Source organism: Actinoplanes auranticolor (assembly GCF_018332655.1).
Classification (GTDB): Bacteria; Actinomycetota; Actinomycetes; order Mycobacteriales; family Micromonosporaceae; genus Actinoplanes; species Actinoplanes auranticolor.
This window is the reverse complement of sequence record NZ_BOQL01000066.1, coordinates 52,381-76,988: the sequence shown is the minus strand read 5'-3', so window position 1 is coordinate 76,988 and position 24,608 is coordinate 52,381. Positions and strand designations below refer to the sequence as shown.

Here is a 24,608-nt window from a genome sequence, read left to right as displayed (position 1 = left end):
CCGCGGTCACCGGATCTGGCCCCGGCCCACCAGGGCCCAGCAGAGGCAACCGAACGCGGCCGTGGTGGCCAGCACGCGGATCAGGTTCCAGGTCGTCCAGCGGGCCGTGTCGAAGCGGGCCCGGACCGCGGCCAGGTCGGTGATCCGGTCCGGGTCGCCCGCCGCCTTGAGCGCGTCGTTGAGCGGTACGTGGACCACCACGGTGATGACCGCCACCAGGACGTTGAGGACGAGCGCCGCGAGCAGCCACGGCAACAGGCGCCGATCGGTGTTGAGCCCGAGGGCCACGCCCGTGCCCAGCACCGCCCCGGCGAAGCCGGTCATGAACCAGGGATTGATGATCGCCCGGTCCACGGCCTGGAACGCGCCGACGAACGTGCGGTCGTCGGTACTGCCCAGCCCCGGCATGAAGGTGTGCTGGTACAGGCCGTAGACGCCCGCCATCAGCCCGGTCGTCATGGTCGCCGCCAGGATTGCCGCCACCCTCAGTGCGTACATGTGATCAGTCAATCGGTGCGGCCCCGCGCGGGCTACCCCCGGGACTCCACACTCCATACGCGAGCGTCCAGGCGTTCCCGGTGCAGGGCGAGCTGCAACGCCAGCCGCGCGTCCGGATCGTCCAGCAATTCGCCGAACAGCCGCCGGATCTTGCGCATCCTGTACCGCACCGTCTGCGGGTGCGCCGGTAACGCGGCCGCCGCGGCGAGCACCTGCCCCTGAGCCCGCAGCCACGCCAGCAGAGTGGCCGCCAGCACCTCGCGCTCCGCCGTGGCCAGCGGCTGCAGCGGCGCCAGCCACCGCTGCCCGAGCCGGTCACCGAGCCCCGGCTCCCACGCGGTGACCAGCGTGACCAGATGCTCGTCGCAGGGCAGCAGCCCGTCCGCCGGCAACACCCCCTGCTGCTGCAGTTGCAGGGCCCGCCGCGACAACCGGTACGACAGCCGGGCCGCACCCAGCGGCACCGCCGGTCCCAGCGCCGCCCGCTGCCCCGCGAGCGCGGCCGTCAGATGCGCGAGCCGGCCGGGTGTCGCCGGCTCCGGCAGGATCAGCCGGGTGGCGTCGGCGATGACCGTGGCGATCGTGCCGCTGCCGGCCCGCCGGGCCAGCTGCTCGCCGTCGGTGCCCTCCACGCTGACCACCGCCACCGAGGCGGGCACCCGCCAGCGGGCCGCGTCGGCGGCGGCCGCGATCGCCGCGCCGCCGGGCGGGTCCGGCTGTACGAGCAGCGTGATCAGCCGCCGCCGGGTGGTGTCCCAGTCGCGGGCGTGTTGGCGCTGCTCGTCGAGGTAACCCTCGGCCGCGGCCCCGGCCAGCGCGTCGATGAAGCCGAACAGGGCCGAGGCCAGCACGTACAGCACGGCCGGGGGCAGCTCCAGCTCCACCAGGAACGCCCAGATGGCGCGCCCGCCCAGGGTGAGGATTGAGCGCAGCGCGTCGACGTCGTGGCCCTCGCGGAACTCGGTGCGGCCCAGCCCGACGAACACCTCCCGGGGGCCCGCGAGCTCCCGGGCCGGCTCGGCCACCGCCCCGGCGAACGCGTCCACCGCCGTCTCGACCCCCAGCGTGAGCCCGCGCCCCTGGCCGCCGGTCAGCGACCGGCCCTGCCCGCTCATCGCCGCCCGCATCGTGCCCAGCACCCGGTCGCGCAACGCGGCCCGCTCGGCCCGCAACCGCTCACCGACCCCGGCCGGCAACTCCGCGACGCGCGGCTCGATGTCGGCGAAGGTGTCCGGCACGATTTGTCACCCCGGTGATAAAGCATGGGCGGAAATCCGCCTCGGTGGACCACCATCTTGGCATGGCGGTGCCTAGCGTGAGGGCATGGACGCAGATGTGATCGTGGTCGGGGCCGGACTGGCCGGGTTGGCGGCGACGGCGGAGCTCGCCGACGCGGGGCGCCGGGTGCTGCTGCTCGACCAGGAGCCCGAGCAGAGCCTGGGCGGCCAGGCGTTCTGGTCGTTCGGGGGCCTGTTCCTGGTGGACTCGCCGGAGCAGCGGCGGATGGGCGTGCGCGACTCCGTCGACCTGGCCTGGCAGGACTGGCTGGGCAGCGCGGCGTTCGACCGCGAGGAGGACCACTGGCCGCGGCAGTGGGCCCGGGCTTACGTCGACTTCGCCGCCGGCGAGAAGCGGGCCTGGCTGCGCGCCATGGGTCACCGGCTGTTTCCGGTGGTCGGCTGGGCCGAGCGTGGTGGCGGCAGCGCCGAGGGGCACGGCAACTCGGTGCCGCGCTTCCACATCACCTGGGGGACCGGGCCGGGCCTGGTCGAGCCGTTCGAGCGCCGGGTGCGCGCGGCGGCCGAGCGGGGCCTGGTGCGCTTCGGCTTCCGGCACCGGGTGGACGGCCTGGTCAAGACCGGTGGGGTGGTCACCGGGGTGCAGGGGCGCACGCTGGCGGCCAGCGGGGTGCGGCGGGGCGGGTCCAGCTCGCGGGAGGAGACCGGCGATTTCGCGTACGCGGCGCAGGCGGTGATCGTCACCTCGGGCGGCATCGGCGGCGACCACGACCTGGTCCGCAAGGCCTGGCCGGCCCGGCTCGGCGCCCCGCCCGAGCGGATGGTCGCGGGCGTCCCGGCGCATGTGGACGGCCGGATGCTGGGCATCACCGAGGCGGCGGGCGGGCGCATCGTCAATCCCGACCGGATGTGGCACTACGTCGAGGGCCTGCGCAACTGGGACCCGATCTGGCCGCAGCACGGCATCCGCATCCTGCCCGGCCCGTCGTCGCTGTGGCTGGACGCGACCGGCCGCCGGCTGCCCGCGCCGCTCTTCCCCGGCTTCGACACCCTGGGCACCCTCAAGCACCTGATGGCCACCGGCTACGACTACAGCTGGTTCGTGCTGACCCAGAAGATCATCGAGAAGGAGTTCGCGCTGTCGGGCTCGGAGCAGAACCCCGACCTGACGGACAAGAGCATCCGGCAGGTGCTGGGCCGGGCCCGGGCCGGGGCGACCCCGCCGGTGGAGGCGTTCAAGAAGCACGGCGCCGACTTCGTCGTGGCGCCGACGCTGGACGAACTGGTCGCGGGCATGAACAAGCTGGCCGCGGAGAGCGACGGCCCGGCTCTGGAGCTGGCGGCGGTACGCCGCACGATCGAGTCCCGCGACCGCGAGCTGACCAACCCGTTCAGCAAGGACGCGCAGGTCACGGCCATCCACGGGGCCCGGCGCTACCGCGGCGACCGGCTGATCCGGGTGGCCACGCCGCACCGGCTGCTGGACCCGGCGGCGGGCCCGCTGATCGCCGTCCGGCTCAACATCCTGACCCGCAAGACCCTCGGCGGCCTGCACACCGACCTCTCCGCCCGGGTCCTGCAGGCGGACGGTGCACCCCTGCCCGGCGTGTACGCGGCCGGCGAGGTGGCGGGCTTCGGCGGCGGCGGCATGCACGGCTACAACTCCCTGGAAGGAACCTTCCTGGGCGGTTGCCTGTTCTCCGGCCGCACCGCCGGCCGAGCCGCAGCCGCGGCGACCGCCTGACCCCTCCGATCGCCGGCCGGCGGCGCGCCCGTCAGCGCGCCGCCGGGAGCCGCCGGACCGGTTGCGCCGGTGGTGCGGTTGTCAGCCCCGTTCGCCGTACCGTTGCGGTCTTCAGCAGTGACCCGGAGCGATGCCGCGCAGCACCCGCTCGCTGATCTCGCCCAGCTGGCGCAGCTGGGCCGGGGTGAGGGTGTCGACGACCAGCCGGCGCACGTCGGCCACGTGCGCCGGCGCGATCTCGACGATCTTGGCATAGCCCTCGTCGGTGAGGATCGCGTTGGTGTAGCGGCCGTCGGCCGGGTCCAGCTCGCGGCGCACCCAGCCGCGCCGCTCCAGCCGCTTGATCAGGTGCGACAGCCGCGACAGCGAGCCCTGGGCGAAGTCCGCCAGGGCGCTGATCCGCATGCTGCGCCCGGGGGCCTCGGACAGCCCGGCCATGACGCCGTACTCGAACTGGGTGATGCCGGCCCGGCGCTGCATCTCGCCGTCGAGCGTGGCCGGCAGGACCACCAGCAGCGCGGCGAATCTCTTCCAGGCCTGCAGCTGCTGCTCGTCGAGCCAGTTCACCTCGTCGCCCACCCGGCGATCGTACCTGAACGTTCACGTCACTTTCGGTTGACCGTTCAAGTCGCAGGGCCTACGGTCCACTAGAACGTTCAACTCTCGAAGGGCTCTCCGATGAACATCGCGCTGTGGATCGTCGCCGGTCTGCTGGCTGCCGCCTTCCTCGCCTCCGGCCTCATGAAGATGCTGCGGCCCACGGAGGACCTCAAGAAGGCCGGTATGGCCTGGGTCGACCTCTTCTCGCCCGGCGCGGTCAAGGCCATCGGCGCCGTCGAGGCGCTCGCCGCGATCGGGCTGATCCTGCCCGCCGTGCTGGACATCGCGCCGATCCTCGTGCCGCTCGCCGCGCTCGGCCTGGTGCTGGTCATGATCGGCGCGGCCATCACCCACGCCCGGATGAACGACTACAAGGGCATGCCGCCCAGCATCGTGCTGATGCTGCTGGCGGCCTTCGTCGCCTGGGGCCGATTCGGACCGTACGCGTTCTGAACGGATCCAGTTCGCGGCGAGCCGCTTCGATCCGTGCCACGATGAACGCGATAGTTCTGGTCCAGGCGGGAGTCAAAGGCAATGAGCGAACACGTTTCCGGCAGCGCCGAATGGCAGGCAGTGCAGGGGCACGCCGAGAAGTTCTCGGGTGTGCACCTGCGCGAACTGTTCGACAGTGATCCCCGGCGCGGCGAACGGCTCACCGCCCAGGTGGCGGACCTCTACGTGGACTACAGCAAGAACCTGGTCACCGACGAGGTCCTGGCCGCGCTGGTCGCCCTGGCCGAGCGGGCCGGGCTGCGCGAGCGCACCGCGGCCATGTTCGCCGGCGAGCACATCAACGTCACCGAGGACCGCGCCGTGCTGCACACCGCGCTGCGGCTGCCCCGGGACGCCACCCTGGTCGTCGACGGCCAGGACGTCGTCCACGACGTGCACGAGGTGCTGGACCGGATGGGCGCCTTCACCGACCGGGTCCGTTCCGGCGAGTGGACCGGCGCCACCGGCCAGCGGATCAAGACGATCGTCAACATCGGCATCGGCGGGTCCGACCTCGGGCCGGTCATGGCCTACGAGGCCCTGAAGGCGTACGCGGACGCGGGCCTGGAGTGCCGCTTCATCTCCAACATCGACCCGACCGACCTGTACGCCAAGACCCACGACCTGGACCCGGCGACCACCCTGTTCGTGGTCGTGTCCAAGACGTTCGGCACGCAGGAGACGCTGACCAACGCCACCGAGGCGCGCAACTGGCTGCTGGCCGGCCTGGGCGGCGACCAGGGCGCGGTGGCCGAGCACTTCGTGGCGGTCAGCACCAACGCCCAGCGGGTGGCCGACTTCGGCATCGACACCGAGAACATGTTCGGCTTCTGGGACTGGGTGGGCGGGCGCTACTCGCTGCCCTCGGCGGTCGGCCTGTCGGTGATGCTGGCCATCGGCAAGGAGCGCTTCGCCGAGCTGCTGGCCGGCTACCACGCCGTCGACGAGCACTTCCGCACCGCGCCGCTGGAGCGCAACGTGCCGGCCCTGCTCGGGCTGCTGAACGTCTGGTACGACACGTTCCTGGGGGCCCAGTCGCACGCGGTGCTGCCGTACTCGCAGTACCTGCACCGCTTCCCGGCGTACCTGCAGCAGCTGACCATGGAGAGCAACGGCAAGCACGTCCGGCTGGACGGCTCCGCCGTGGACTTCCAGACCGGCGAGGTCTTCTGGGGTGAGCCCGGCACGAACGGCCAGCACGCCTTCTACCAGCTGATCCACCAGGGCACCAAGCTGATCCCGGCCGACTTCATCGGCTTCGCCGTGCCCAACCACGACACCGGCGAGATGCACGACCTGTTCATGTCGAACTTCTTCGCCCAGACCAGCGCGCTGGCGTTCGGCCGCACCGCCGAGCAGATCGAGGCCGAGGGCGTGGCGGCGGAGATCGTCGCGCACAAGGTGATGCCGGGCAACCACCCGACCACCACCATCCTGGCCGAGAAGCTGACCCCGTCGGTGCTGGGCCAGCTCATCGCGCTCTACGAGCACATCACGTTCACCCAGGGCACCATCTGGCAGATCAACTCGTTCGACCAGTGGGGCGTGGAGCTCGGCAAGGTCATGGCCAACCAGCTCGCGCCGCTGCTGACCGCGGCCGAGGCCCCGGGCGCCGACAACGACTCGTCGACCGACACGCTCATCGCCCGGTACCGCAGCCAGCGCGGACGCTGACCGCTCAGGGCGCCCTTCTGTCGGAGGGGCGCCCTAAGCTGCGTCTGTGGATCTGACGACGACGCAGGCGCTGGCCCTGCGCATGCGCAGTTTGCTGCTCACGCCGCCGCACCCGGTCCAGGACGTCGCCGGGGTGGTCGAGTGGTTCGGTGCGATGCAGGCGCAGGACGTGGCGAGCGGCCTGTGGTCGCTCGGCGTGCGCCTGCCCGGCCGGACCGTCGGCGATGTCACCGCGGCCCTGGAGCGCCGGGAGGCGATCCGCACCTGGCCGATGCGCGGCACCGTGCACCTGGTCCCGCCGGCCGACGCCCGCTGGATGCTGGAGCTGATGGGCACCCGCGTACTGGCCGGGGCGGCCAAGCGCCGCGAGACCATCGGCCTGTCCGAGGCGACGGCCGAGAAGGCCGTCGAGGTCCTGGCCACCGCCCTGCAGGGCAGACGGCTGACCCGCGCCGAGTGCCTGGCGGCCCTCGCCGACGCGGGCATCGAGCTGGGGCCGCAGATGGGCTACCACATCCTCTGGTACGCGAGCCAGAAAGCCGTCACCTGCATCGCCCCGCACCTCGGCAAGGAGCAGACGTTCGTGCTGCTCGACGAGTGGGCCCCCGAGCCGCACCGGCCCGAGCGCACCGAGGCGCTGGGCATCATGGCGCTGCGCTACTTCCGCAGCCACGGCCCGGCGACCAGGGCCGACTTCGCCCGCTGGACCGGCCTGACCATGACCGACGCCAAGGCGGGCATCGCGGCGGCCGGCGACCGGCTCACTACGGTCCGGGTCGCCGGCACCGAGATGGTCGTCGACCCCGCCCTGCTGGAGACCACCCCGGCCGAGGTGGCCGGCGACTGGGCGGCGCTGCCCGGCTTCGACGAGTACGTCCTGGGCTACAAGGACCGCTCGCTGATGATGACCGACGAGCAGTTCGCCGCGGTGGTCCCGGGCGGCAACGGCGTCTTCCGCTCCACCCTGGTCCGCGGCGGCCGGGTGGCCGGCACCTGGACCCGTACGCTCGGCAAGAAGGCGGTGACCGTGGACATCCAGCCGCTCACCGACCTCGGCCCGGCCGAGCGCGCCCGGGCCGAGGAGGCCCTCCAGCCGTATGCGGCCTTCGTCGGCCTGCCCGCACAGATCCGCTGGTCCTAGAGCAGCTCCCGGACGATCTCCAGCACACTGTCCGCGCAGCCCCACGACAGGCTCACCCCGGCGCCGCTGTGGCCGTAGTTGTGCACTACGTGCCGCCCGCCGAGGTTCACGTGCTCCAGCCGGATCTCCGGTCGCTGCGGCCGGATGCCGGTACGGTGCCCGAGCACCGGCGCGGCGGCGATGGCGGGCACGATCCCGGCGCACCGGGCGATGATCCCGGCCGCGACCTCCGCGTCCGGCTCGGGATCGCTCTGTCCTTTGTCGGCGTTGCCGCCCAGCAGCAGCACGTCACCCTGGGGGAGCAGGTAGGTCATCTCCTCCAGTTCCTCGGTGTGCTCGGCGAAGAACTCGTCCACCCCGGGATTGCGGACCGCCACGAGCTGGCCGCGGATCGGTTCCACCTCGGGGTCGGGCACCAACTCGCGAGCCCCGACCCCGCTGCAGTTGACCACCACCGGCGCGAGATCCCCGTCGAGGGAGGACACGTGCCCGAGCTCGAGCGTGCCGCCCGCCGCCACCAAGCGTCGCTCCAGATAGGCCAGGTAGGGCGGCATGTCGATGATCGGCGCGGTGTAGCGCCAGCCGCTGGCGAAGCCGTCCGGCAGCTCGGCGGCCGCACACTCGCGGAAGCCGGGCAGGTCGTGCGCCCAGGCCGGGGACGGGATCCGCCGGCGTGAGGCCTCCACCCCGGGCACCAGCCGCACCTCCGGCCGGCCGGCGCGGACCATGGCGCGGAAGACGTCGTAGCTGCGGGTGCTCCAGCTCAGCACCAGCGGATGGTTGGCGTAGATGGGATCCCAGATCGCGCCGGCCGCGGCGGAGGTGGTCTGCTCCGGCCGGCGCAGGGCGCGTACGTGGACGCGTATTCCCGCCTCGGCGAGCCGGACGGCCGTGGTCAGGCCCGATACACCGGCGCCGATGGTCAGGACATCGGGTCGGGCAGAGGTCATCGCCCGACGCTAACCGGGTGCCGGCGGTTCTCCCGGAGAGGGACGTAAATATACGGCGGTTGCGGACAATGGCGTGTGAAGGTTGTCCGGTCCGCCCGCGAGGTGCTAGCGAACTCCACTGGCTGTTCGACTCCGGATACTGTGCGTGTTGCATTCCGCGATCGGATGCGGTGCAATCGACAGGCTGGCGACACGCGTGGCACGGGGCCGCGCCGCTGGGGAGTCATCGGTCACCGCTGACCCTTGCGCGCCGTCCCATGTCTCCCCGGTGCATCGCACGCCGTGCATGGGGGAGCCGATGCTGATCGCTGGCGAGGTGCACACCGGACTGCTCCGCGCCGCCGATCCGGCGACCGTCGAGCAGGCCCGCCGTCTGGTGGACCTGGTGGTTGGGGAGCCGGTGCTGGTGTCGCGCCGCCCGATCGCGTACGTGCGTTCACCGGAGATACCCGTCGGCGTCGACTGTGGACTCGGTTCGGCCGCGGACACCCGCCGGGTGCGCGGTGTCGGCACCGCCCTGCAACGGGCCGCCATCACCGGCGGCCATGTCGTGCAGGGTTCCGCGGTGGCCACGCTGCTGCGCGGCGGCGGCAGCGCCCGGCAGCCGTGGTCGCACTACCTGACCCGTCCCGGGGTCATCGAGACACTCGGCCGTACCCGCTGGGACGAGGTGGCCGCCGCGCTCGCCGGTCCCGATCGCCCGGGTGACGCCCTCGACCTGGGCGCGATGGCCGGCCGGGTCGCCGACCGGGTGCAGCGCTCGGCCCCGCGCGACGGCACCGTGCGGTTACGGGCGCCGCGGACCCGGCTGCGCTGGACCGCCCGCGTCGGCCCGGCGACCGGGCCCCGGATCCGCTACTCGGTCCGGTCCGACGATCTGCGGATGCTGGAGCTGTCGGTGCCGGACGACCAGCCGCCGCCGGTCCAGGAGCTGGCCGCGCTGGCCGAGGACGTCGCCCTGCACGACTGGCTGCTCAGCACGCTGCTGGAGATCGTCGGCAAGAGTGCCCTCGGTGTCATCGAACGCCGCGCCGCCCTGGAACGCCTGCTGCCGGCCATCGACTACCTGCTGCACCTGTGGATGCCCGCCGCCCGCGGCGAGGAGCTCTCGGCCGCCGTCTGGGCGGCTCTGGACCGGCGGCCGGGCTTCAGCCGCCAGTGGGACACCCTCGTGCACCGCATCCGCGACCAGCTCTCGGTCGGCGCGGTCACGGCGCTGGCCGCGGCGGGCCCGCGGTGACGGCCCTGGTCGGGCAGTCGTCCGAGCATTCGAGCGTCACCCGCAAGGCGCTGCTCACCGTCGGCCTGGGCGGGGCGACGTTCCTGATCACCAACGCCCTGAACCAGCCGCAGCACGTGCAGATCACGCTCTCCATCCTGATCGGTGGCATCGCGCTGATCCTGCGGTTCCTCGTCGACTTCGAGAACCGGCTCGCGGCGGTGGAGAAGCTGGAGAAGGACGGCATGGCGGAGATGCGGGCGATGGTGGGCTCCGCCTTCTCCGAGATCAGCGAGGCCACCGAGCTGTTCGGCCTGATCGAGGCATCCGCGCTGCAGACCGACCTGGTCACCCAGCTGGTGCGCAACTCGACGCAGATCTCGCCGTCCTCGCCGCCGATCGTCTACCACTTCGTGCAGAACAAGATCAAGGAGACGTCGGACTTCCTCAAGCAGCTCGCCGAGGGCGGCACGGTCACCTACTACGGCGAGGACCGCGACTGGCTGCTCGGCCTGACCCGCAACGCCACGGTCAGCATCGACGCGATCAGCATGGCGGCCGTCGACCACGACCTGTGGCAGAGCGAGATCGGCCAGCGCTACCTCGACGCCCAGCGCCGCGCCGCGGGCAACGGCAAGCGGGTCCGGCGCATCTTCGTGCTCGACTCGCCCGCGATGGCCGACGACCCGGCGATCCGGCGCGCCTGCGAGGAGCAGCGCGAGATGCACATCGACGTCCGGCTGCTCGACCGTGCGATGGTGCCGCCGCCGCTGCGGGTCCAGGTCCGCGACCTGATCGTCTTCGACGACACCCTGGCGTACGAGACGAACCCGACCACGACCGCCGACCCCAGGCATGCCCAGATCGCCGAGACCCGCCTGGTGCTGACCGAGTCGCGGGTCAAGGAGTGCGCGCAGCTCTTCCGCGAGCTGTGGGACGTCTCGCGGGGCCCCGGCGGGGAACCGCCGGCCTACCCGAACGCGTAGCGGATCCGGTCCACGACCTCGCCGGGCAGGTCGATCCCCTCGCCGGCGGCCCGTTCGCGCACCTCCCGGGCCACGGCGGCGTCCACCGCGACCTGGCTCAAAATCGTGCGCACGGCCAGCTCGACCGGCAGGAACCGCGACGCCAGCGCGGAGAACGTGCGGTACGCCCGGAACGGCGCCGCCCGGGGGTTGAGCTGCACGACGGCCGGCATCTGCTCCCACTCGGCCGGCACCTCGGCCGCGCTCATCCGCCGCGGGTCACCCACCGGCTCGCCGAGGTGACGGATCAGCCCGAGCCGCTGCAGCTGCCAGACGGCCGCCAGGAACGGGCACGACCAGTACGGCTGCTCCGCCGGCCCGCTCCACAGCTCGACGTCGACGAAGATGGAGTGGTTCTGCACCGCGCTCTGCCGAGGCGGCTGCCACTCGCGGGGAGCCGCCATCGCGGACGCGGGTCCCGCGCCGCCGCGTTCGCCGTTGCTGAGCCAGCCGCTGACCGCGGTCGGCGGCCGGCTGCCGTTGTCACCCTCGGGCGGCTCGGCCACCAGGTGCTGGCGTACGAGCGTCGCCACGTCGACGCCGTCGGTGGTGGCGCAACCCGACTCGCGGGCCACGTAGTCGATCTTGACGCCCGCCGTCTCCGCCGCCGCGACCAGGTCGCCGATCACCGCCCGCGGCGTACCGAACCGGGTGAAGTAGTCGTCGATCAGGAAACAGGTGCTCACCCGGGGCGACCGCTGCTCCAGCTCGTCGGCGCAGGCGCGCCGGGCGGCGTCGGCCCACGGCCGGACGGCGTCGAACTGGGCCGCCAGTCGCGCCGGGCCGGCCGCGAAGTCGTCCACGTAGAGGTGACCCAGCTCGATGGACAGATGGGCGAGCGGGACCTTGCGCACCACCGGCGTGGCGCTCTGCTCGATGAAGACGCCGTCGTAGGCGGTCACAGCCCGATCCACGCGGAGTCGTCCACGACCTTCTTCGCCAGCTCGTCGAACGCGTCGACGGTGCGCTGGTTGGCGGTGCGGTGCAGCCACACGTCGTCGTTGGACAGCAGTTGCTCCTGCCACTGCAGCACCGGATCGAGCGGGATCTCACCCAGGACCGTGGTCCGCCCGACCTTGTGCCGGCTCGCCAGCTCCTGCAGCCGCCCGTTGCAGACGTCCAGCCAGGCCAGCTGCTCGGGGCGCAGGCCGGCCTGATCGGGCGAGGCGAGGTCCACCACGGCCGTCCGGACGAACCGGATCGCGTCCTTGAGCGCCGCGGGATCGTGCCCGTGCTGGACGCCGGACTCCAGGATGCCCTGGTTGCCGTGCACCAGGCCGCTGGCCGCGATGATGTGCTGCCGGGTCCAGCGGTGGAACACCAGCCAGCGCGCCTTGACGCCGGGCAGGGCCGCGGTCGCGGCGAGCACGATCTCGGTGGCGTACGACCGTCCCGCGCTGAGGTCGACGATGACCAGGTCGAACTCCTCGTCGGCGCGGACCAGCAGGTCGATGCAGCGGCCCACGATGCCGGGGTGGGCCTGGAACTCGCCGCGGCCGCGGTCGCCGGGGAACAGCGTCAGCCGCCCCGCCCCGGCGGGCCGGCCGCGCAGCACGTCGCGTTCCGACTCGGTCCAGATGTCGATCCGCCGGGGCGCGGCGACGCCGTCCACCAGATAGCTGTGCAGGCCCTCCTCCGGCACCCCGGCGAACGCGCCGGGCAGGTCGAAGATCGCGCCGGAGGTCGGGGAGCCGAAGTCGAAGTCGAGGTAGCAGCAGTCACCACCCTGCAGGGCGTGCCGGTACGCCACGTTGCTGCTGGTGACCGTCCGCCCGGTCCCGCCCTTGTCGGAGGTCGCGAAGACGAGCATGGTCAGCTGCGCCCGATGTTGGCCCGGCGGGCAGCGGACAGGTGGTCGAGCCGGCGCAGGACCTCCTGGGTCACCGCGACCGCGACCCCGGGACGCTCGCGGCGTACCGTCCTGGCGCGTTCCAGCTCCACGCCGATCTGTTTGAGCTCCTCGCGCAGCGACTGTCCACTGTAGGTGGATCCGTTGAGCCGCTCGCGGTCGTACAGGTGGTCGGCCTCGTTGAGCAGCTCGGCCGCCAGCTGGGCCAGCACCTCGCTGCGCAGCGGCGGCTCGTTGATCACCCGGGCGGCGGTGACCAGGCAGTCGACGACCCGCTTGGTGTAGTACCAGGAGGCCTCGGTCATCTTCACGTTCAGCTGGGGGAAGGCGCCGGCCGGCTGGTCCCACAGGCCATGCGGGGGACCGTCGGCGATGAGCCGCTCCTGCAGGTGCTTCCACAGCTCCCCGGACAGGTCCAGCAGACGGCTGCGGGACGTGCCGTCCGACAGCAGGCTCGCCAGATTGAGGGTGCGCTTGAGCAGCAGCGGCGAGATGTCCGCGACCGTCCAGGCCAGCCGGGGTCCGCCTACGCTCTCGCTGCCTTCCAGTACGAAGCGCAGGCCGGGGTGGTGCACGTCCAGCGCCGGCTCGCGTTCCGACGACCGGCGGGTGATGCGGCTGCGGTTGGCCAGCTCGTCCAGGACGCCCGCCACCCGGGTGAGGTCGGCGTTGGTGGCGCGCACGGCGACCATGTTCTGCACCACCATGCCGCTGACCAGCAGGCTGAAGTAGTCGAACTCGACCCCGTCGGTGGTGCGCCAGGGCAGGTCCTCCAGCGGCCACCGGGCGGATCCGAAGGTGGCGACCGTGGCCCAGTACGACCGGGTCAGCTCGAAGCGCAGCTGCAACGCCTGGGCCAGCTTGAGCTGGCCCTCGTCGAGCAGGCCGAGCAGCCGGGTGCGTTCCGAGGACAGCGCCTGGATGGCGTCCAGCGCCACGGTGGTGAAGTAGAGGTACGGGGCGTTCTGCGCCACGCCGGCCCGTTGCACACCGACCTCGGAGGTGGTCTCGATCTGCGGGGCGTCGGTGACCAGGCCCCAGCTCCAGCCGCATTCGAACAGCCTGTTCGGCAGGTCCAGCTCGCTGCCCTCGGCGGCACCGGAACCGATGGTGACGTCGTCGCGGAGCCGGGCGTTGATCTCCCGCAGGGCTTCCCGCAGCTCCTCCACGACCTGCAGGGTCGGGCGGCGCTCCTGGTTGACCGTGCGGAGCAGCTCGCGGCCGTACGGCTCGTCGGCCGAGAAGACGTTGACCGAGAAGCTGCGCAGCAGGCCCACCATCGCCGCGGTGAGGCGCTGGCTGGCCCGCGTCTCCAGCTCGATCACCTGCTCGATCAGCCGGGGCCGGGTGACGATCTGCCGGAAGATCTGGGTGAAGCCGAGGATCGCGAGCATCAGCGTCACCGAGATGGAGAACGAGTCCACCACGTCGAGCTCGCGCTGCTCGATCTTGATCTCCTCGCCCTCGAACTCCGGGCGGAAGTAGGAGCCGCCGGAGAAGCTGGGCGTGCCGTCGGGCGCGGTGTAGCGCTTGATGTAGGAGGTGAGGGCCTCCATCAGCCGCTGCGGCACCTGGATGTCGTCACCGAGCGCGTCCAGCGCGTCGAGCACGTCGCGGTTGGCGGCGTCGGGGTTGTCCAGCCGGAAGAGGGGGATCTCGGTGGCCGGTGCCATCAGGCAGAGTAGCTGCTCGGCGTCGCTGATGGAATTCGTGCCGTCCCGGCCGCCGAAACGCCAGCCACCGTCCGCATAGGAGAGCCGGGCGATCGCCCGCCAGATGTCGAGCAACTGTTGACGTGGCTGGATCTGCATCGGTGTGCCGTCACCTACCCGTCCGTGGGTCTGGTTACGCCTTCTTGAAGCCGGTGGCCACCATCATTCCGCAGTATCCGTCACGCAGGCTCTTGCTTTCCACTGTCTGGATGGTGACACCGCCGGCGACCGGGGCCAGCGCCGCCCGGACGTCGTCCTCGTCCACCGAGCACGCCGGGAAGCTGCTGCTGCCGACCCGGTAGCCGGAGGAGTTGCGCATGAAGGCGGCCGCGAACGGGGCCTTCGGTTTCAGGGAGTTGACGAACGAGCGGGTCGCGCGGACGAACTCGCTCTCGCGGTTGGTGATCGACTCCGCGACGAAGAACATCGTGCCGAGGTCGTAGCGGCCCGGCGGGAGGCTGAAGATGTTGCCCTTGGTCACCCGGGCGCGCCGGCCGAGCAGATCGAACGGGTTCTTGATCGGGCGGTAGGCCTCGCGTCCGACGTTCATGTGGGACCAGAACTGCCACCACGACGGGTGCGGCTGGAGGATCTCGGCCTCGAGCCACTGCCGGTTGGAGAACGCCCGCTCGCACAAGGTCAGCTCGGCGGCGAAGGGCAGCATCATCAGGGCCGGGTAGAGATTGGCGCCGGCGCCCACGTCGATCGCCTGAGGTCGCAGCCGGCGCAGCTCGTTGTCCTGGAAGAAGCGGGCGACGATGTCGATGATCTTCTCGTCGTCGGCGCGCAGCGAGCTGTAGTTGTGCTCGAAGTACGCGGTGGAGTCGAACGCATCCCACGGGAAGTCGGCATTGACCGAAGGCTCGGCATCGACCGGCGGCGGCGCGATGTCGATCGCCGAGTCGAAACGCGGGTCCGGGTCGGGCACGGAACTTCCTCCGGCGATGGTAGCGGTCGCGGTCGTGGAAGCTGGCCCCAGAAAGGCGACTTACTCCACTCTAGTGCTTCGGTACACCCCACGTTCTGCGGTGCAACTTACGACATAGGTACGTCCGTCGTCACTCGCCGCGCAGCACAGGTTTCTTACATTCTGGCGTACCACCCCATTGGGCGTCGCCCACTCGGGCGAACTGCTCCCGCGAGCAGGCAGCGAACCAGAATCCGGTGCTGTCGTCAATGGAGATCCACCCCGCCGCTGCCTTCTGTTAACAACCCTTGATATTTAAGTTCATCACCGTGAAGATGGGGAGACCGGGCAGGGCATCGATGCGTCAGGAGCGGCCATGAGTAGACGTCGTACCCTCTTCGCGCTGGCAGCGGCGGCTGCCATGACGATGGCCACGGCGGTGGGCCTCGCGCCGAGCGGCATGGTGGCGGTGACCGGCGCCCCGGTGCCGGCGGCCGCGGTGGCCTGCACCGCGCCCGGCTGGGCGGAGGGCAACACCTACCCCGCCGGCGCCCAGGCGACCTACTCCGGCAAGCTCTACTCGGCCCTGGTGACGCACACCGCGCACGCCGGAGCCGGCTGGAACCCGGCCGCCACGCCGTCCCTCTGGCGTGACCTCGGCTCCTGCACCGGCGGCACCCCCACCACCCCGCCGCCGACCACCCCGCCTCCCACGACCCCGCCCCCGACGACCCCGCCGCCCACCACTCCGCCGCCCACGACCACTCCGCCGCCCGGCAGCTCCACCTGCGCGGTGAAGTCCCGCCCGGCCGGCAAGGTGCTCGTCGGCTACTGGGAGAACTGGGACGGCGCGAGCAACGGCGTGCACCCCGGCCTGGGCTGGATTCCGATCAACGACAGCCGGCTCGGCCAGCACGGCTACAACGTCATCAACGCGGCGTTCCCGGTGATCCGCTCCGACGGCACGGTGCTGTGGGAGAACGGCATGGACGTCGGGGTGAAGGTCTCCACCCCGGCCGAGATGTGCGCGGCCAAGGCGGCCGGTGCGACCCTGCTGATGTCGATCGGCGGCGCGGCGGCCGGCATCGATCTCAGCTCCAGCGTGGTGGCCGACCGCTTCGTGGCGACGATCGTGCCGATCCTCCAGCGATACAACTTCGACGGCATCGACATCGACATCGAGACCGGCCTGACCGGCAGCGGCAGCATCACCACCCTGTCGGCCTCGCAGGCCAACCTGATCCGCATCATCGACGGCGTGCTGGCGCGGATGCCGGCCACCTTCGGGCTGACCATGGCGCCGGAGACCGCGTACGTCACCGGCGGCAGCGTCACGTACGGCTCGATCTGGGGCTCGTACCTGCCGATCATCAAGAAGTACGCGGACAACGGCCGGCTCTGGTGGCTGAACATGCAGTACTACAACGGCAGCATGTACGGCTGCGCCGGTGACTCGTACGGCGCCGGCACGGTGCAGGGCTTCGTCGCCCAGACCACCTGCCTCAACAATGGCCTGGTCATCCAGGGCACGACGATCCGGGTCCCGTACGACAAGCAGGTCCCCGGCCTGCCGGCACAGGTCGGAGCGGGCGGCGGCTACATGACGCCGGCGCTGGTGACGCAATCCTGGAACAGCTTCAACGGCAGCCTCAAGGGCCTGATGACCTGGTCGGCCAACTGGGACGGCTCGAAGGGCTGGACCTTCGGCGACAACGTCAAGCGCCTGCAGGGCCGCTGAGGACGGCTGCGATCGCCCCGCCCGCAAGCCACCAGCTGGTAGTCGACCGCTCGGACGGGGATGCGGCGACCGGAACTGCGGCCACGGTGACGGTGCGGGCGGGCGTCCGGCGGTTCCGCACGGTGTGATCGAGACCCCACTTCCGCCGGGTTCTTTGAATCTGAAATAGTTGACGAGTCAAAGGCGTTGTGCGGGGCAGTGCGGGACGTCAGGTTCCGCCCCGGAGCTCAGGAGCGGTCATGCAGTTCGGGATCTTCACCGTCGGCGATGTCACGCCGGACCCCACGACCGGGCGGCAGCCGACCGAGCACGAGCGGATCAAGGCCATCGTCGCCATCGCGCAGAAGGCCGAGGAGGTCGGGCTCGACGTCTTCGCTCTGGGTGAGCACCACAACGAGCCGTTCGTGCCGTCGTCGCCCACCACGCTGCTCGGCCACGTCGCCGCGCGGACCGAGCGGTTGCTGCTGTCCACGTCCACGACGCTGATCACGACCAACGACCCGGTCAAGATCGCCGAGGACTACGCGATGTTGCAGCACCTGGCCGACGGCCGGGTCGACCTGATGATGGGCCGCGGCAACACCGGCCCGGTCTACCCGTGGTTCGGCAAGGACATCCGCGCCGGCATCCCCCTGGCCATCGAGAACTACGCCCTGCTGCACCGGCTCTGGCGCGAGCACACCGTCGACTGGAAGGGCAAGTTCCGGACCCCGCTGCAGTCGTTCACCTCGACCCCGCGCCCGCTCGACGGCGTCCCGCCGTTCGTCTGGCACGGCTCGATCCGCAGCCCCGAGATCGCCGAGCAGGCCGCCTTCTACGGCGACGGCTTCTTCGCCAACCACATCTTCTGGCCCAAGGAGCACACCCAGCGGATGGTCGGCCTCTACCGCCAGCGCTACGCCCACTACGGCCACGGCTCCGAGGACCAGGCCATCGTCGGCCTCGGCGGCCAGGTCTTCATGCGCAGGAACAGCCAGGACGCGGTCAAGGAGTTCCGGCCGTACTTCGACAACGCCCCGGTCTACGGCCACGGACCGAGCCTGGAGGACTTCACCCGGGAGACGCCGCTGACCGTCGGCAGTCCCCAGCAGGTCATCGACCGCACCCTGGGCTTCCGCGACTACGTCGGCGACTACCAGCGCCAGCTGTTCCTGCTGGACCACGCCGGCCTGCCGCTGAAGACCGTGCTGGAGCAGCTCGACCTGCTGGGCGAGGAGGTCGTACCGGTGCTGCGCAAGGAGTTCGCGGCGCTCAAGCCGGCCCACGTGCCGGACGCGCCCACCCACCCCTCGCTGGTCGAGGCGGCGAAGGCCCAGGACAGGGAGAAGGTGCAGGCATGAAGCAGCGCAATCTCGTCGTCGTCTCGGCGGGACTGAGCCAGCCGTCGTCCACCCGCCTGCTCGCGGACCGGCTGTCCGCGGCGGCGGTGGACGCCGCCGCCGGCCTCGGCGTCGGGCTCACGGTCCAGGTCATCGAGCTGCGCGACCTGGCCCACGACCTGATGAACCACCTGCTCACCGGCTTCCCGCCGGCGCCGCTGAAGCGGGCCCTGGACGCGGTGGAGAGCGCCGACGCGATGATCGCCGTCACCCCGATCTTCAACGCGTCCTACAGCGGCCTGTTCAAGTCGTTCTTCGACGTGCTGGGCCAGGACGCGGTGGCCGACAAGCCGGTGCTGATCGCGGCGACCGGCGGCTCGGCCCGGCACTCGCTGGCCCTCGACCACGCGGTCCGGCCGATGTTCGTCTACCTGCGGGCCGTCCCGGTCCCCACGGCGGTCTTCGCGGCGTCCGAGGACTGGGGCGGCGACGAGAGCGAGGGCCAGCTGCGCGGCCGGATCGGCCGGGCGGCCGGCGAGCTCGCCCGCGAGGTCGAGCGCCGCGATCCGGCGACGGTCCAGGACCCCTTCGCCCTCACCACGTCGTTCGAGGAGCTGCTGGCCGGCGGCTGAGGCCGGGTCAGAGCACGATCAAGATCTGGATGTCGTAGGTCCGTGCGGGGTACGGACCGTCGCTCCCGCCGAATGCCGGGTCCGTGCGTGGCCGATCCGTGCTGCGCACGGACCCCGGCGTACCGGAACCCGGGATGGTTGCGGTGCGGGCGGGGTAGAACTACCGGAACCGAACAGGGGGCGTCATGGCGGAGATCGTGCTCATCCGGCACGGGCAGACCGAGTGGAGTGCGGTGGGCAAGCACACCTCGTACACGGATCTGGATCTGACCGGAGCGGGGGAGCAGCAGGCCCGCGTGGCCGGTGAGCGTCTGGCCGGTCGCCGCTTCGCGGCAGTGATCTCCAGCCCGCGCAAGCGTGCCCTGCGCACCGCCGAGCTGGCGGGCCTGGCGGTCACCGAGACCACCGAGGATCTCGCCGAATGGAACTACGGCGAGTACGAGGGGATCACCAGCGCCACGATCCACGAGACCAGGCCGGCGTGGTCGCTGTGGACCGACGGCGCCCCCGGCGGCGAGTCCCCGGCCGAGGTCGGCGAACGCCTGGACCGGGTGCTCGCCCGGGCCCGCACGTTCCTGGACGCCGGCGACGTGGCGCTGATCGCCCACGGCCACTCGCTGCGGGTGGCGGGCGCCCGCTGGATCGGCCTGCCGGCCAGCGGCGGTGGCCTGCTCAAGCTGGGCACGGCGACCCTGTCGACACTGGGCTTCGAGCACGGCAACCAGGTCATCGACACCTGGAACGCCTCCTGAGCGACCGCCTCAGTAGAGCAGCTCGCCACCAGCGCCGGTCCCGTCGAATTCCTCAGCCTCCATCGCCGCGCCCGTCGCGATCACGTCCGCGCCGAGGCCCGACAGTGTGACCCGGGCCGCCTGCCGGTCGGCCCGGGGGATCTGCGTGCGGAGCGTCTCCTCGGCCTCGGCCCGGTAGATCTCCGCGCGGGCGAGCAGCTCGGCGCCGGCCAGCACCACGTGCGGCCGGTCCCGGTCGCCGCCTGACCGGATGCGGAACGTTCGTGGCCGGGCACTAGATCATGCGGCGCCGTACCCGCCACACCACCACAGCGATCAGGGCCGCCGCGACGGCGATGAACAGGGCCGCCTCGATGAGCTGGAAGGTCCAGAACCGGTCGGCCGGGTGGTAGACCCCGAACTGCTGGATGCCCCGCGCGTGCAGGAACTGGTTGAGGTTGGCGCCGGCCCGGTCGGCCGCGTCCTCCAGCTCGTAGTACTCGGTAGAGCTCAGCCTGCGGCCGGTGGCGTCCGCGTAGCCGTGTTCGATCATCCAGTCGGCGAAGCCGGTCACGGGCCGGTGTCCCGCCTGGTCCTTCGAGCCGCCGACGGGGACCGGCTCCATGGTGGTGAGCGGCGTGGCGTACGCGGGACGGGCCCCCAGCGCCACCGCCATCCGGGTGGCGAGGAACGCCCCGAACGCGACGCCGAACGCGGGCAGGCTGCGCCGCAGGATCGCCCCCGCGGCGGTGGCGACGGCGAACGCGAACAGCGCGTACGCCACCGGGACAAGTCCCTCCAGGTCGAAGGCGTCGTACTGGAACCGCCCTTCCCACGCGTCGAACGGCTGACGGAACCAGGTGAGCACCGCGGTGAACATCACGGTGAGCGTGACCGTGACGCCGGCCAGTGCCGCGAGCTTGGCCGCCAGCCAACGCATCCGCGGCACGGCCTGCGTCCAGGCGAGCTGCCAGGTGCCCTCCTCCAGTTCGCGCGCGAGCAGCGGCGCACCGAGGAACGCACCGATGACGACGGGGACCAGATAGAAGGCCGCCAGGAGGTTCTCGACGAACCCGTACCCGTCGTCGAGCCGGCGGAAGGAGGCCGCGCAGTCCTCGCTGGTGCCGGCCTCTCCCGCACACCGGGCCGGACCGCCGGGGAACAGGTCGTGGGCCTGCATCCCGAGCACGAGCAGGGCGACGCCGAACAGGCCGACCAGCAGACCCAGGACGCAGACCTCGGTGCGGTGCTGACGCCAGATCAACCACGTCACGAAGCCACCCCCGACGACGCCGCGGCGCTCGGCTCGGACGGCCGGCGCAGGTACGCCAGCACCAGGTCCTCCAGCGCGACCGGCTGGGCCTGCCACCCCGGCGCGGCCGGGAGCGCGCCGTCGCGTACCAGCAGGGTCGTGTGCCGGTCGCTGTGGACGGCCTCCACGACGGCGCCGGCCCGGTCGAGGTCGGTGGCCGTGCGCGGGCCGACGAGCAGCCGGTGCTCGGTGAGAAGGGTGTCGATGTCACCGGTGAGCGTGACCCGGCCGTCGTTGAGCACGACCAGGTGGTCGCAGACGCGTTCCAGCTCGTGCACGACGTGGGAGGAGAACAGGACGGTCACCCCGTCCTCGGCCACGGCGCCCATGAGGACCTGCAGGAACTCGCGCCGGGCGAGCGGGTCGAGGCTGGCCACCGGCTCGTCGAGGACGAGCAGGTCCGGCCGCTTGGCCAGGGCCAGGGCCAACGCGACCTGGGCCTGCTGCCCGCCGGAGAGCGCACCGGCCCGGCGGCCGAGCGGGATGCCCAGCTTCGCCAGCCGGCGCTCGGCCAGTCCCTGGTCGAACCGCAGGTTGCAGGCCCGGCCGAAGCGGAGCATCTCGGCGACGGTGAAACGCTTGTACAGCGGGTGGTCCTGGGCCAGGAACCCGATCCGGGACAGGGTCTGCGGGGTGCTGGCGGTGACGTCGTGGCCGAGGACCTCCACCGTGCCGGTGCTCGGGGCCAGCAACCCGACGACCAGGCGCAGCAGCGTGGTCTTGCCCGCGCCGTTCGGCCCGACCAGGGCGATCACGCCGCCCGCGGGCAGGGCGAGGGTGCAGTCGCGCAGCGCCCAGCCCTTGCGGTACCGCTTACCCACACCGTCGGTGCGCAGCGCGAACCCGGTCGCTGTCACGCCACTTCCTCGTTCCGCGTCTGCTGGTGGACGGAAGTGATGAGCGCGTCGACCGCCTGCTCGTCGAGGCCGGCCGCGTAGGCGCGGCGCAACCAGGTCGCCAGGCCGCGGCGCAGCGACGTGTACGTCGATGCCGACATCGCGGCCGACTGCTGGTCATCGACGAACGTGCCCTGGCCGGGCCGGCCGGTGACCAGATTCTCCTGCTCCATCTGCCGGTACGCCTTGGCGACGGTGTTCGGATTGATCGCCAGGTCCTCGACCACCTCGCGGATGAGCGGGAGGCGGTCACCGGGTTGGAGAAAGCCCAGCAGCACCGCCTGCCGGACCTGCTGGACGAGTTGCAGGTACGGCGGCACGCCGGAGTGGGTGTCGAGCCGGAAGACGAACACGGTTAGCCCCTCACTGCTTTACTAGGAAGATAGTAAAGCAGTGAGCCGCCGGTCAAGACGATGAACCTGCGGTTCAGGTGAACCGCAGGTTCACGGCAGCGCGACGGTGGCCCGGATGTCGCCGAGACCCCGGGCGATCAGCAGCTCGCCGCCCGGGCCGACCTGGCCCCACGCTCCCGCCGCAGTGTCCCAGCGGCGCCACATCCGGGCGTCCGGCGCGATCGTCACCCGGATGGAGCCACCCGCCGGCACGTCGACGCCCTGCCAGCCCACCAGGCGCACCGGCTCGTCGGGACCGGCCGGCTGGAAGTAGACCTGCACGACCTCGCGGCTGTCGCGCGCCCCCGTGTTGGTCACCGTCACGGTCACTGCCGGGGCGTCGCCGGAGATCAGCCGGGCGTCCGCGTACTCCCAGGTGCTGTAGCCCAGGCCGTGGCCCAGCCAGAACGCCGGGGCGGCCGGGGCCCGGCCCGCGAAGTGGCCGCGGTAGCCGATGAACCGGCCCTCGGCGTACTCCAGCTTGCCGTCGACGGGGGTGACCGACCACGCGGGTGACGTGCCGTCGGCGGCCGGGAAGCTGGTGACGAGCCGGCCCGCCGGCTCGATGTCGCCGAGCAGCGCCGCCGCGACCGCGTGGCCGCCCTCCTGGCCGGGCAGGCCCGCCCAGAGCACGGCGTCGACCCGCGACAGCCACGGCATGATCACCGGCGTGGCCGCGTTGACCACCACGACGGTACGGCGGGCCGCGCCGGCCACCGCCTCGATCAGGGCGTCCTGCGCACCCGGCAGCTGTAGGGTGCTCTTGTCGACCGCCTCGGTCTCCTGCTCCTCGGTGAGGCCGACCACGACCACCGCCACGTCGGCCGCGGCGGCCGCCCGGACCGCGTCGTCGATCACGTCGACGGTCTCCCGGGAGGCCTGGTGGCCGATGAGCCCGAACAGCCCGGCCCCGGCGAACTGGTCGCCGTTGAGCAGAGTGACGGTCGCCTCCAGCAGCTCGCCCGCGCCGACGTCGTACAGCTGGGTGTGCAGTGGTGGGGTGAGCACCTCTTCGCCGAAGCCCTTGCCGGAGACGCGCAGCTGCGGACGCGACTCGGTGTCGCCGACCCGGATCCACCAGTCACCGACGCCGAGCACGCCGAGCTCGACCCGGCCGGGCCGGGTGATCCGGCCGTGCAGGACCGCGGTGGCGACGGTGCCGGTGAAGTCGTCGTCCATGCCGACCATGGTGGTGGCGCCGGCCGCGTGCCGTTGCTCGAGCTCGTTGCCGTCCGCGTCGAGCAGGGTGACCCGGATGCCGGGCTCGCCGGTGACCGGGTCGACCAGGAAGCCGCCGCGGGCCGGCACCGGCCTGGTGCGGACCTCGACGCCGTCGACCACGGTGATCCGGTCGCCGAGCCGGGTGCTCAGGCCCTCGGCCACGGTTACCTGGTACGGCGGATTAACCTGGGCCGAACCACCACCCATGTCGATGGTCTCCACGGCGTGCCGGCCGATCAACGCCACGGTCTGCGCCGGCTCCAGCGGCAGCACGGCGTTGTCGTTGCTGAGCACGGTCATGCCGCGCGCGGCGAGCCGGGTCAGCTGCTCCTTGCGGGTCGCGCTGTCCGGTGCGGGCAGGCCGGCCGGGTAGTCACGCGGGGTGCCCAGGGCGCCGACGCGCTCGGCGAGCAGCAGCAGCCGGCTCAGGTGGTCGTCGATCACCGCTTCGTCGACCTCGCCGGCGCGTACGGCGGCCACCAGCGCGTCGCCCCACGGGCCGCGCGGGCCGGGCATCACCAGGTCGAGGCCGCCGTTGGCGGCCGGGCCGGCGCTGCGGGTGGCGAACCAGTCGGACATGATCAGGCCGCGGTAGCCCCACTCGCCCTTGACGATCTCGTTGTTGACGTGGGTCTGCTCGGTGGCGGCCAGGCCGTTGACGTCGTTGTAGGCGGCCATCATCGACCAGGCGTCCGCGTCGGCGACGGCGATCTCGAACGGCAGCAGGTACAGCTCGCGCAGCGTCGCCTCGTCGACGACACTGTCCACTGTGTTGCGGTCGGTCTCGCTCTCGTTGGCCACCAGGTGCTTGAGGGTGGCGCCGACGCCGAGCGCCTGCATGCCGCGCACGTACGCGGCCGCCAGCCGGCCGGTCAGCAGCGGATCCTCGGAGTACGCCTCGAAGAGCCGGCCGCCCAGCGGGGTACGGTGCAGGTTGATGGTCGGGCCGAGCACGACGTGGATCTGCTGGGCGAGCGCCTCCTCGGCGAGCAGCCGCCCGGTCTCCTCCAGCGCGTTCTCGTCCCAGGAGGAGGCCAGCAGGGTGGCGTTCGGGAAGAGGGCGACGACCCGGCCGCCGCTGAACTTCAGCCCGCGTACCCCGGTGGGGCCGTCGGACAGCCGCACCTCGCCGAGACCGATCGCGGGCTCGGCGGCCAGCGTGAACGAGGTGGCGCCGGTGAGCAGCGCGACCTTGGCCGGCAGATCCAGGGTCTCGAGGAGCGCGGCGTGCTCGGACACGGGTGCTGTCGTCATGGAAGCCTCTTCGCCAGGGGGAGCTGACACGTGTAACTTGCTCGTGTCAGTAACGTAAACGGCA

23 protein-coding genes are annotated in these 24,608 nt (G+C 71.8%); 10 read left to right on the top strand and 13 right to left on the bottom strand.

What is annotated here, in order from left to right; all coding sequences use genetic code 11:
* Positions 1–6 precede the first annotated feature (6 nt).
* Both Aau02nite_RS36995 and Aau02nite_RS36990 read right to left on the bottom strand, forming a co-directional pair.
* Complete coding sequence (locus Aau02nite_RS36995; protein ID WP_246595715.1) at positions 7–498, bottom strand: anthrone oxygenase family protein; 492 nt, start codon at positions 496–498, stop codon at positions 7–9.
* A gap of 32 nt (positions 499–530) precedes the next feature.
* Positions 531–1,736, bottom strand: a complete 1,206-nt coding sequence (locus Aau02nite_RS36990) for a PucR-like N-terminal domain-containing protein (RefSeq protein WP_212993284.1) — start codon at positions 1,734–1,736, stop codon at positions 531–533.
* An 85-nt stretch (positions 1,737–1,821) separates the two neighbouring features.
* On the opposite strand from Aau02nite_RS36990, the gene Aau02nite_RS36985 reads away from it, so the two are divergent.
* Positions 1,822–3,480 (top strand): FAD-binding dehydrogenase, encoded by a 1,659-nt coding sequence (locus tag Aau02nite_RS36985; protein ID WP_212993283.1) that lies wholly within the window; start codon positions 1,822–1,824, stop codon positions 3,478–3,480.
* Between the two features lie 111 nt (positions 3,481–3,591).
* On the opposite strand, the gene Aau02nite_RS36980 is transcribed toward Aau02nite_RS36985, so the two are convergent.
* Entirely contained in the window at positions 3,592–4,059 is a 468-nt protein-coding gene (locus tag Aau02nite_RS36980; protein ID WP_212993282.1) for a MarR family winged helix-turn-helix transcriptional regulator, read from the bottom strand.
* Between the two features lie 99 nt (positions 4,060–4,158).
* Here Aau02nite_RS36980 and Aau02nite_RS36975 point away from each other — a divergent pair, with 99 nt between their 5' ends.
* From Aau02nite_RS36975 to Aau02nite_RS36965, 3 genes are all read left to right on the top strand, one after another.
* On the top strand, positions 4,159–4,533 hold the full coding sequence (locus Aau02nite_RS36975; RefSeq protein WP_212993281.1) for a DoxX family protein: 375 nt from the start codon (positions 4,159–4,161) through the stop codon (positions 4,531–4,533).
* Between the two features lie 81 nt (positions 4,534–4,614).
* Positions 4,615–6,246 (top strand): glucose-6-phosphate isomerase, encoded by a 1,632-nt coding sequence (gene pgi, locus Aau02nite_RS36970; RefSeq protein ID WP_212993280.1) that lies wholly within the window; start codon positions 4,615–4,617, stop codon positions 6,244–6,246.
* 46 nt (positions 6,247–6,292) lie between these two features.
* Complete coding sequence (locus Aau02nite_RS36965; RefSeq protein WP_438841209.1) at positions 6,293–7,387, top strand: winged helix DNA-binding domain-containing protein; 1,095 nt, start codon at positions 6,293–6,295, stop codon at positions 7,385–7,387.
* Here the strand turns inward: Aau02nite_RS36965 and Aau02nite_RS36960 are convergent.
* Complete coding sequence (locus tag Aau02nite_RS36960; protein WP_212993279.1) at positions 7,384–8,337, bottom strand: FAD-dependent oxidoreductase; 954 nt, start codon at positions 8,335–8,337, stop codon at positions 7,384–7,386. The two genes, Aau02nite_RS36965 and Aau02nite_RS36960, sit on opposite strands and share 4 nt — an antisense overlap.
* A 298-nt stretch (positions 8,338–8,635) precedes the next feature.
* On the opposite strand from Aau02nite_RS36960, the gene Aau02nite_RS36955 reads away from it, so the two are divergent.
* Positions 8,636–9,577, top strand: a complete 942-nt coding sequence (locus tag Aau02nite_RS36955) for an SCO2521 family protein (RefSeq protein WP_212993278.1) — start codon at positions 8,636–8,638, stop codon at positions 9,575–9,577.
* The gene (locus tag Aau02nite_RS36950; protein ID WP_212993277.1) at positions 9,574–10,542 is read left to right on the top strand and encodes a DUF6879 family protein; all 969 of its coding nucleotides are present in this window, start codon (positions 9,574–9,576) and stop codon (positions 10,540–10,542) included. The genes Aau02nite_RS36955 and Aau02nite_RS36950 overlap by 4 nt, the downstream gene beginning before the upstream one ends.
* Here the strand turns inward: Aau02nite_RS36950 and Aau02nite_RS36945 are convergent.
* From Aau02nite_RS36945 to Aau02nite_RS36930, 4 genes are read right to left on the bottom strand one after another with little or no spacing between them, the layout of a single operon-like run.
* A complete protein-coding gene (locus Aau02nite_RS36945) occupies positions 10,527–11,483 on the bottom strand; it encodes an SCO2522 family protein (protein ID WP_212993276.1) in 957 nt (318 codons plus the stop codon). The genes Aau02nite_RS36950 and Aau02nite_RS36945 overlap by 16 nt on opposite strands.
* The gene (locus tag Aau02nite_RS36940; protein ID WP_212993275.1) at positions 11,480–12,391 is read right to left on the bottom strand and encodes an SCO2523 family variant P-loop protein; all 912 of its coding nucleotides are present in this window, start codon (positions 12,389–12,391) and stop codon (positions 11,480–11,482) included. Before Aau02nite_RS36940 ends, Aau02nite_RS36945 begins: the two co-directional genes overlap by 4 nt.
* 2 nt (positions 12,392–12,393) lie before the next feature.
* Positions 12,394–14,241 (bottom strand): SCO2524 family protein, encoded by a 1,848-nt coding sequence (locus tag Aau02nite_RS36935; protein ID WP_212993274.1) that lies wholly within the window; start codon positions 14,239–14,241, stop codon positions 12,394–12,396.
* A gap of 34 nt (positions 14,242–14,275) precedes the next feature.
* Positions 14,276–15,070: an SCO2525 family SAM-dependent methyltransferase gene (locus Aau02nite_RS36930; protein WP_212993273.1), complete on the bottom strand. Its 795-nt coding sequence runs from the start codon at positions 15,068–15,070 to the stop codon at positions 14,276–14,278.
* Between the two features lie 355 nt (positions 15,071–15,425).
* Here Aau02nite_RS36930 and Aau02nite_RS36925 point away from each other — a divergent pair, with 355 nt between their 5' ends.
* The 4 genes from Aau02nite_RS36925 (at position 15,426) to Aau02nite_RS36910 (ending at position 19,490) form a co-directional block, all read left to right on the top strand.
* Positions 15,426–16,787: a carbohydrate-binding protein gene (locus Aau02nite_RS36925; protein WP_212993272.1), complete on the top strand. Its 1,362-nt coding sequence runs from the start codon at positions 15,426–15,428 to the stop codon at positions 16,785–16,787.
* Between the two features lie 239 nt (positions 16,788–17,026).
* Positions 17,027–18,127 (top strand): LLM class flavin-dependent oxidoreductase, encoded by a 1,101-nt coding sequence (locus Aau02nite_RS36920; RefSeq protein ID WP_212993271.1) that lies wholly within the window; start codon positions 17,027–17,029, stop codon positions 18,125–18,127.
* The gene (locus Aau02nite_RS36915) at positions 18,124–18,738 is read left to right on the top strand and encodes an FMN reductase (protein ID WP_212993270.1); all 615 of its coding nucleotides are present in this window, start codon (positions 18,124–18,126) and stop codon (positions 18,736–18,738) included. Before Aau02nite_RS36920 ends, Aau02nite_RS36915 begins: the two co-directional genes overlap by 4 nt.
* A 185-nt stretch (positions 18,739–18,923) precedes the next feature.
* Positions 18,924–19,490 (top strand): histidine phosphatase family protein, encoded by a 567-nt coding sequence (locus Aau02nite_RS36910; protein WP_212993269.1) that lies wholly within the window; start codon positions 18,924–18,926, stop codon positions 19,488–19,490.
* A gap of 9 nt (positions 19,491–19,499) precedes the next feature.
* Here the strand turns inward: Aau02nite_RS36910 and Aau02nite_RS36905 are convergent, their stop codons facing one another.
* From Aau02nite_RS36905 to Aau02nite_RS36885, 5 genes are all read right to left on the bottom strand, one after another.
* Positions 19,500–19,709, bottom strand: a complete 210-nt coding sequence (locus Aau02nite_RS36905; RefSeq protein ID WP_212993268.1) for a hypothetical protein — start codon at positions 19,707–19,709, stop codon at positions 19,500–19,502.
* A gap of 55 nt (positions 19,710–19,764) precedes the next feature.
* Positions 19,765–20,742 (bottom strand): ABC-2 membrane transporter-related protein, encoded by a 978-nt coding sequence (locus Aau02nite_RS36900; protein ID WP_212993267.1) that lies wholly within the window; start codon positions 20,740–20,742, stop codon positions 19,765–19,767.
* On the bottom strand, positions 20,739–21,638 hold the full coding sequence (locus tag Aau02nite_RS36895; RefSeq protein WP_212993266.1) for an ABC transporter ATP-binding protein: 900 nt from the start codon (positions 21,636–21,638) through the stop codon (positions 20,739–20,741). Before Aau02nite_RS36895 ends, Aau02nite_RS36900 begins: the two co-directional genes overlap by 4 nt.
* A complete protein-coding gene (locus Aau02nite_RS36890; protein WP_212993265.1) occupies positions 21,635–22,030 on the bottom strand; it encodes a GntR family transcriptional regulator in 396 nt (131 codons plus the stop codon). Before Aau02nite_RS36890 ends, Aau02nite_RS36895 begins: the two co-directional genes overlap by 4 nt.
* A gap of 90 nt (positions 22,031–22,120) precedes the next feature.
* Positions 22,121–24,544 carry a glycoside hydrolase family 3 protein gene (locus tag Aau02nite_RS36885; RefSeq protein WP_212993264.1) on the bottom strand — a complete coding sequence of 808 codons (2,424 nt, stop codon included), beginning with the start codon at positions 24,542–24,544 and terminating at the stop codon, positions 22,121–22,123.
* Positions 24,545–24,608: the final 64 nt, after the last annotated feature.

Bases quoted from the DNA above. Each gene is read 5' to 3' on its own strand.
- Aau02nite_RS36915 (WP_212993270.1), top strand. From the start codon at position 18,124: ATGAAGCAGCGCAATCTCGTCGTCGTCTCGGCGGGACTGAGCCAGCCG.
- Aau02nite_RS36920 (WP_212993271.1), top strand. From the start codon at position 17,027: ATGCAGTTCGGGATCTTCACCGTCGGCGATGTCACGCCGGACCCCACG.
- Aau02nite_RS36955 (WP_212993278.1), top strand. From the start codon at position 8,636: ATGCTGATCGCTGGCGAGGTGCACACCGGACTGCTCCGCGCCGCCGAT.
- Aau02nite_RS36925 (WP_212993272.1), top strand. From the start codon at position 15,426: ATGAGTAGACGTCGTACCCTCTTCGCGCTGGCAGCGGCGGCTGCCATG.
- Aau02nite_RS36935 (WP_212993274.1), bottom strand. From the start codon at position 14,241: ATGCAGATCCAGCCACGTCAACAGTTGCTCGACATCTGGCGGGCGATC.
- Aau02nite_RS36995 (WP_246595715.1), bottom strand. From the start codon at position 498: ATGTACGCACTGAGGGTGGCGGCAATCCTGGCGGCGACCATGACGACC.
- Aau02nite_RS36885 (WP_212993264.1), bottom strand. From the start codon at position 24,544: ATGACGACAGCACCCGTGTCCGAGCACGCCGCGCTCCTCGAGACCCTG.
- Aau02nite_RS36960 (WP_212993279.1), bottom strand. From the start codon at position 8,337: ATGACCTCTGCCCGACCCGATGTCCTGACCATCGGCGCCGGTGTATCG.
- Aau02nite_RS36975 (WP_212993281.1), top strand. From the start codon at position 4,159: ATGAACATCGCGCTGTGGATCGTCGCCGGTCTGCTGGCTGCCGCCTTC.
- Aau02nite_RS36985 (WP_212993283.1), top strand. From the start codon at position 1,822: ATGGACGCAGATGTGATCGTGGTCGGGGCCGGACTGGCCGGGTTGGCG.
- Aau02nite_RS36940 (WP_212993275.1), bottom strand. From the start codon at position 12,391: ATGCTCGTCTTCGCGACCTCCGACAAGGGCGGGACCGGGCGGACGGTC.
- pgi (WP_212993280.1), top strand. From the start codon at position 4,615: ATGAGCGAACACGTTTCCGGCAGCGCCGAATGGCAGGCAGTGCAGGGG.
- Aau02nite_RS36910 (WP_212993269.1), top strand. From the start codon at position 18,924: ATGGCGGAGATCGTGCTCATCCGGCACGGGCAGACCGAGTGGAGTGCG.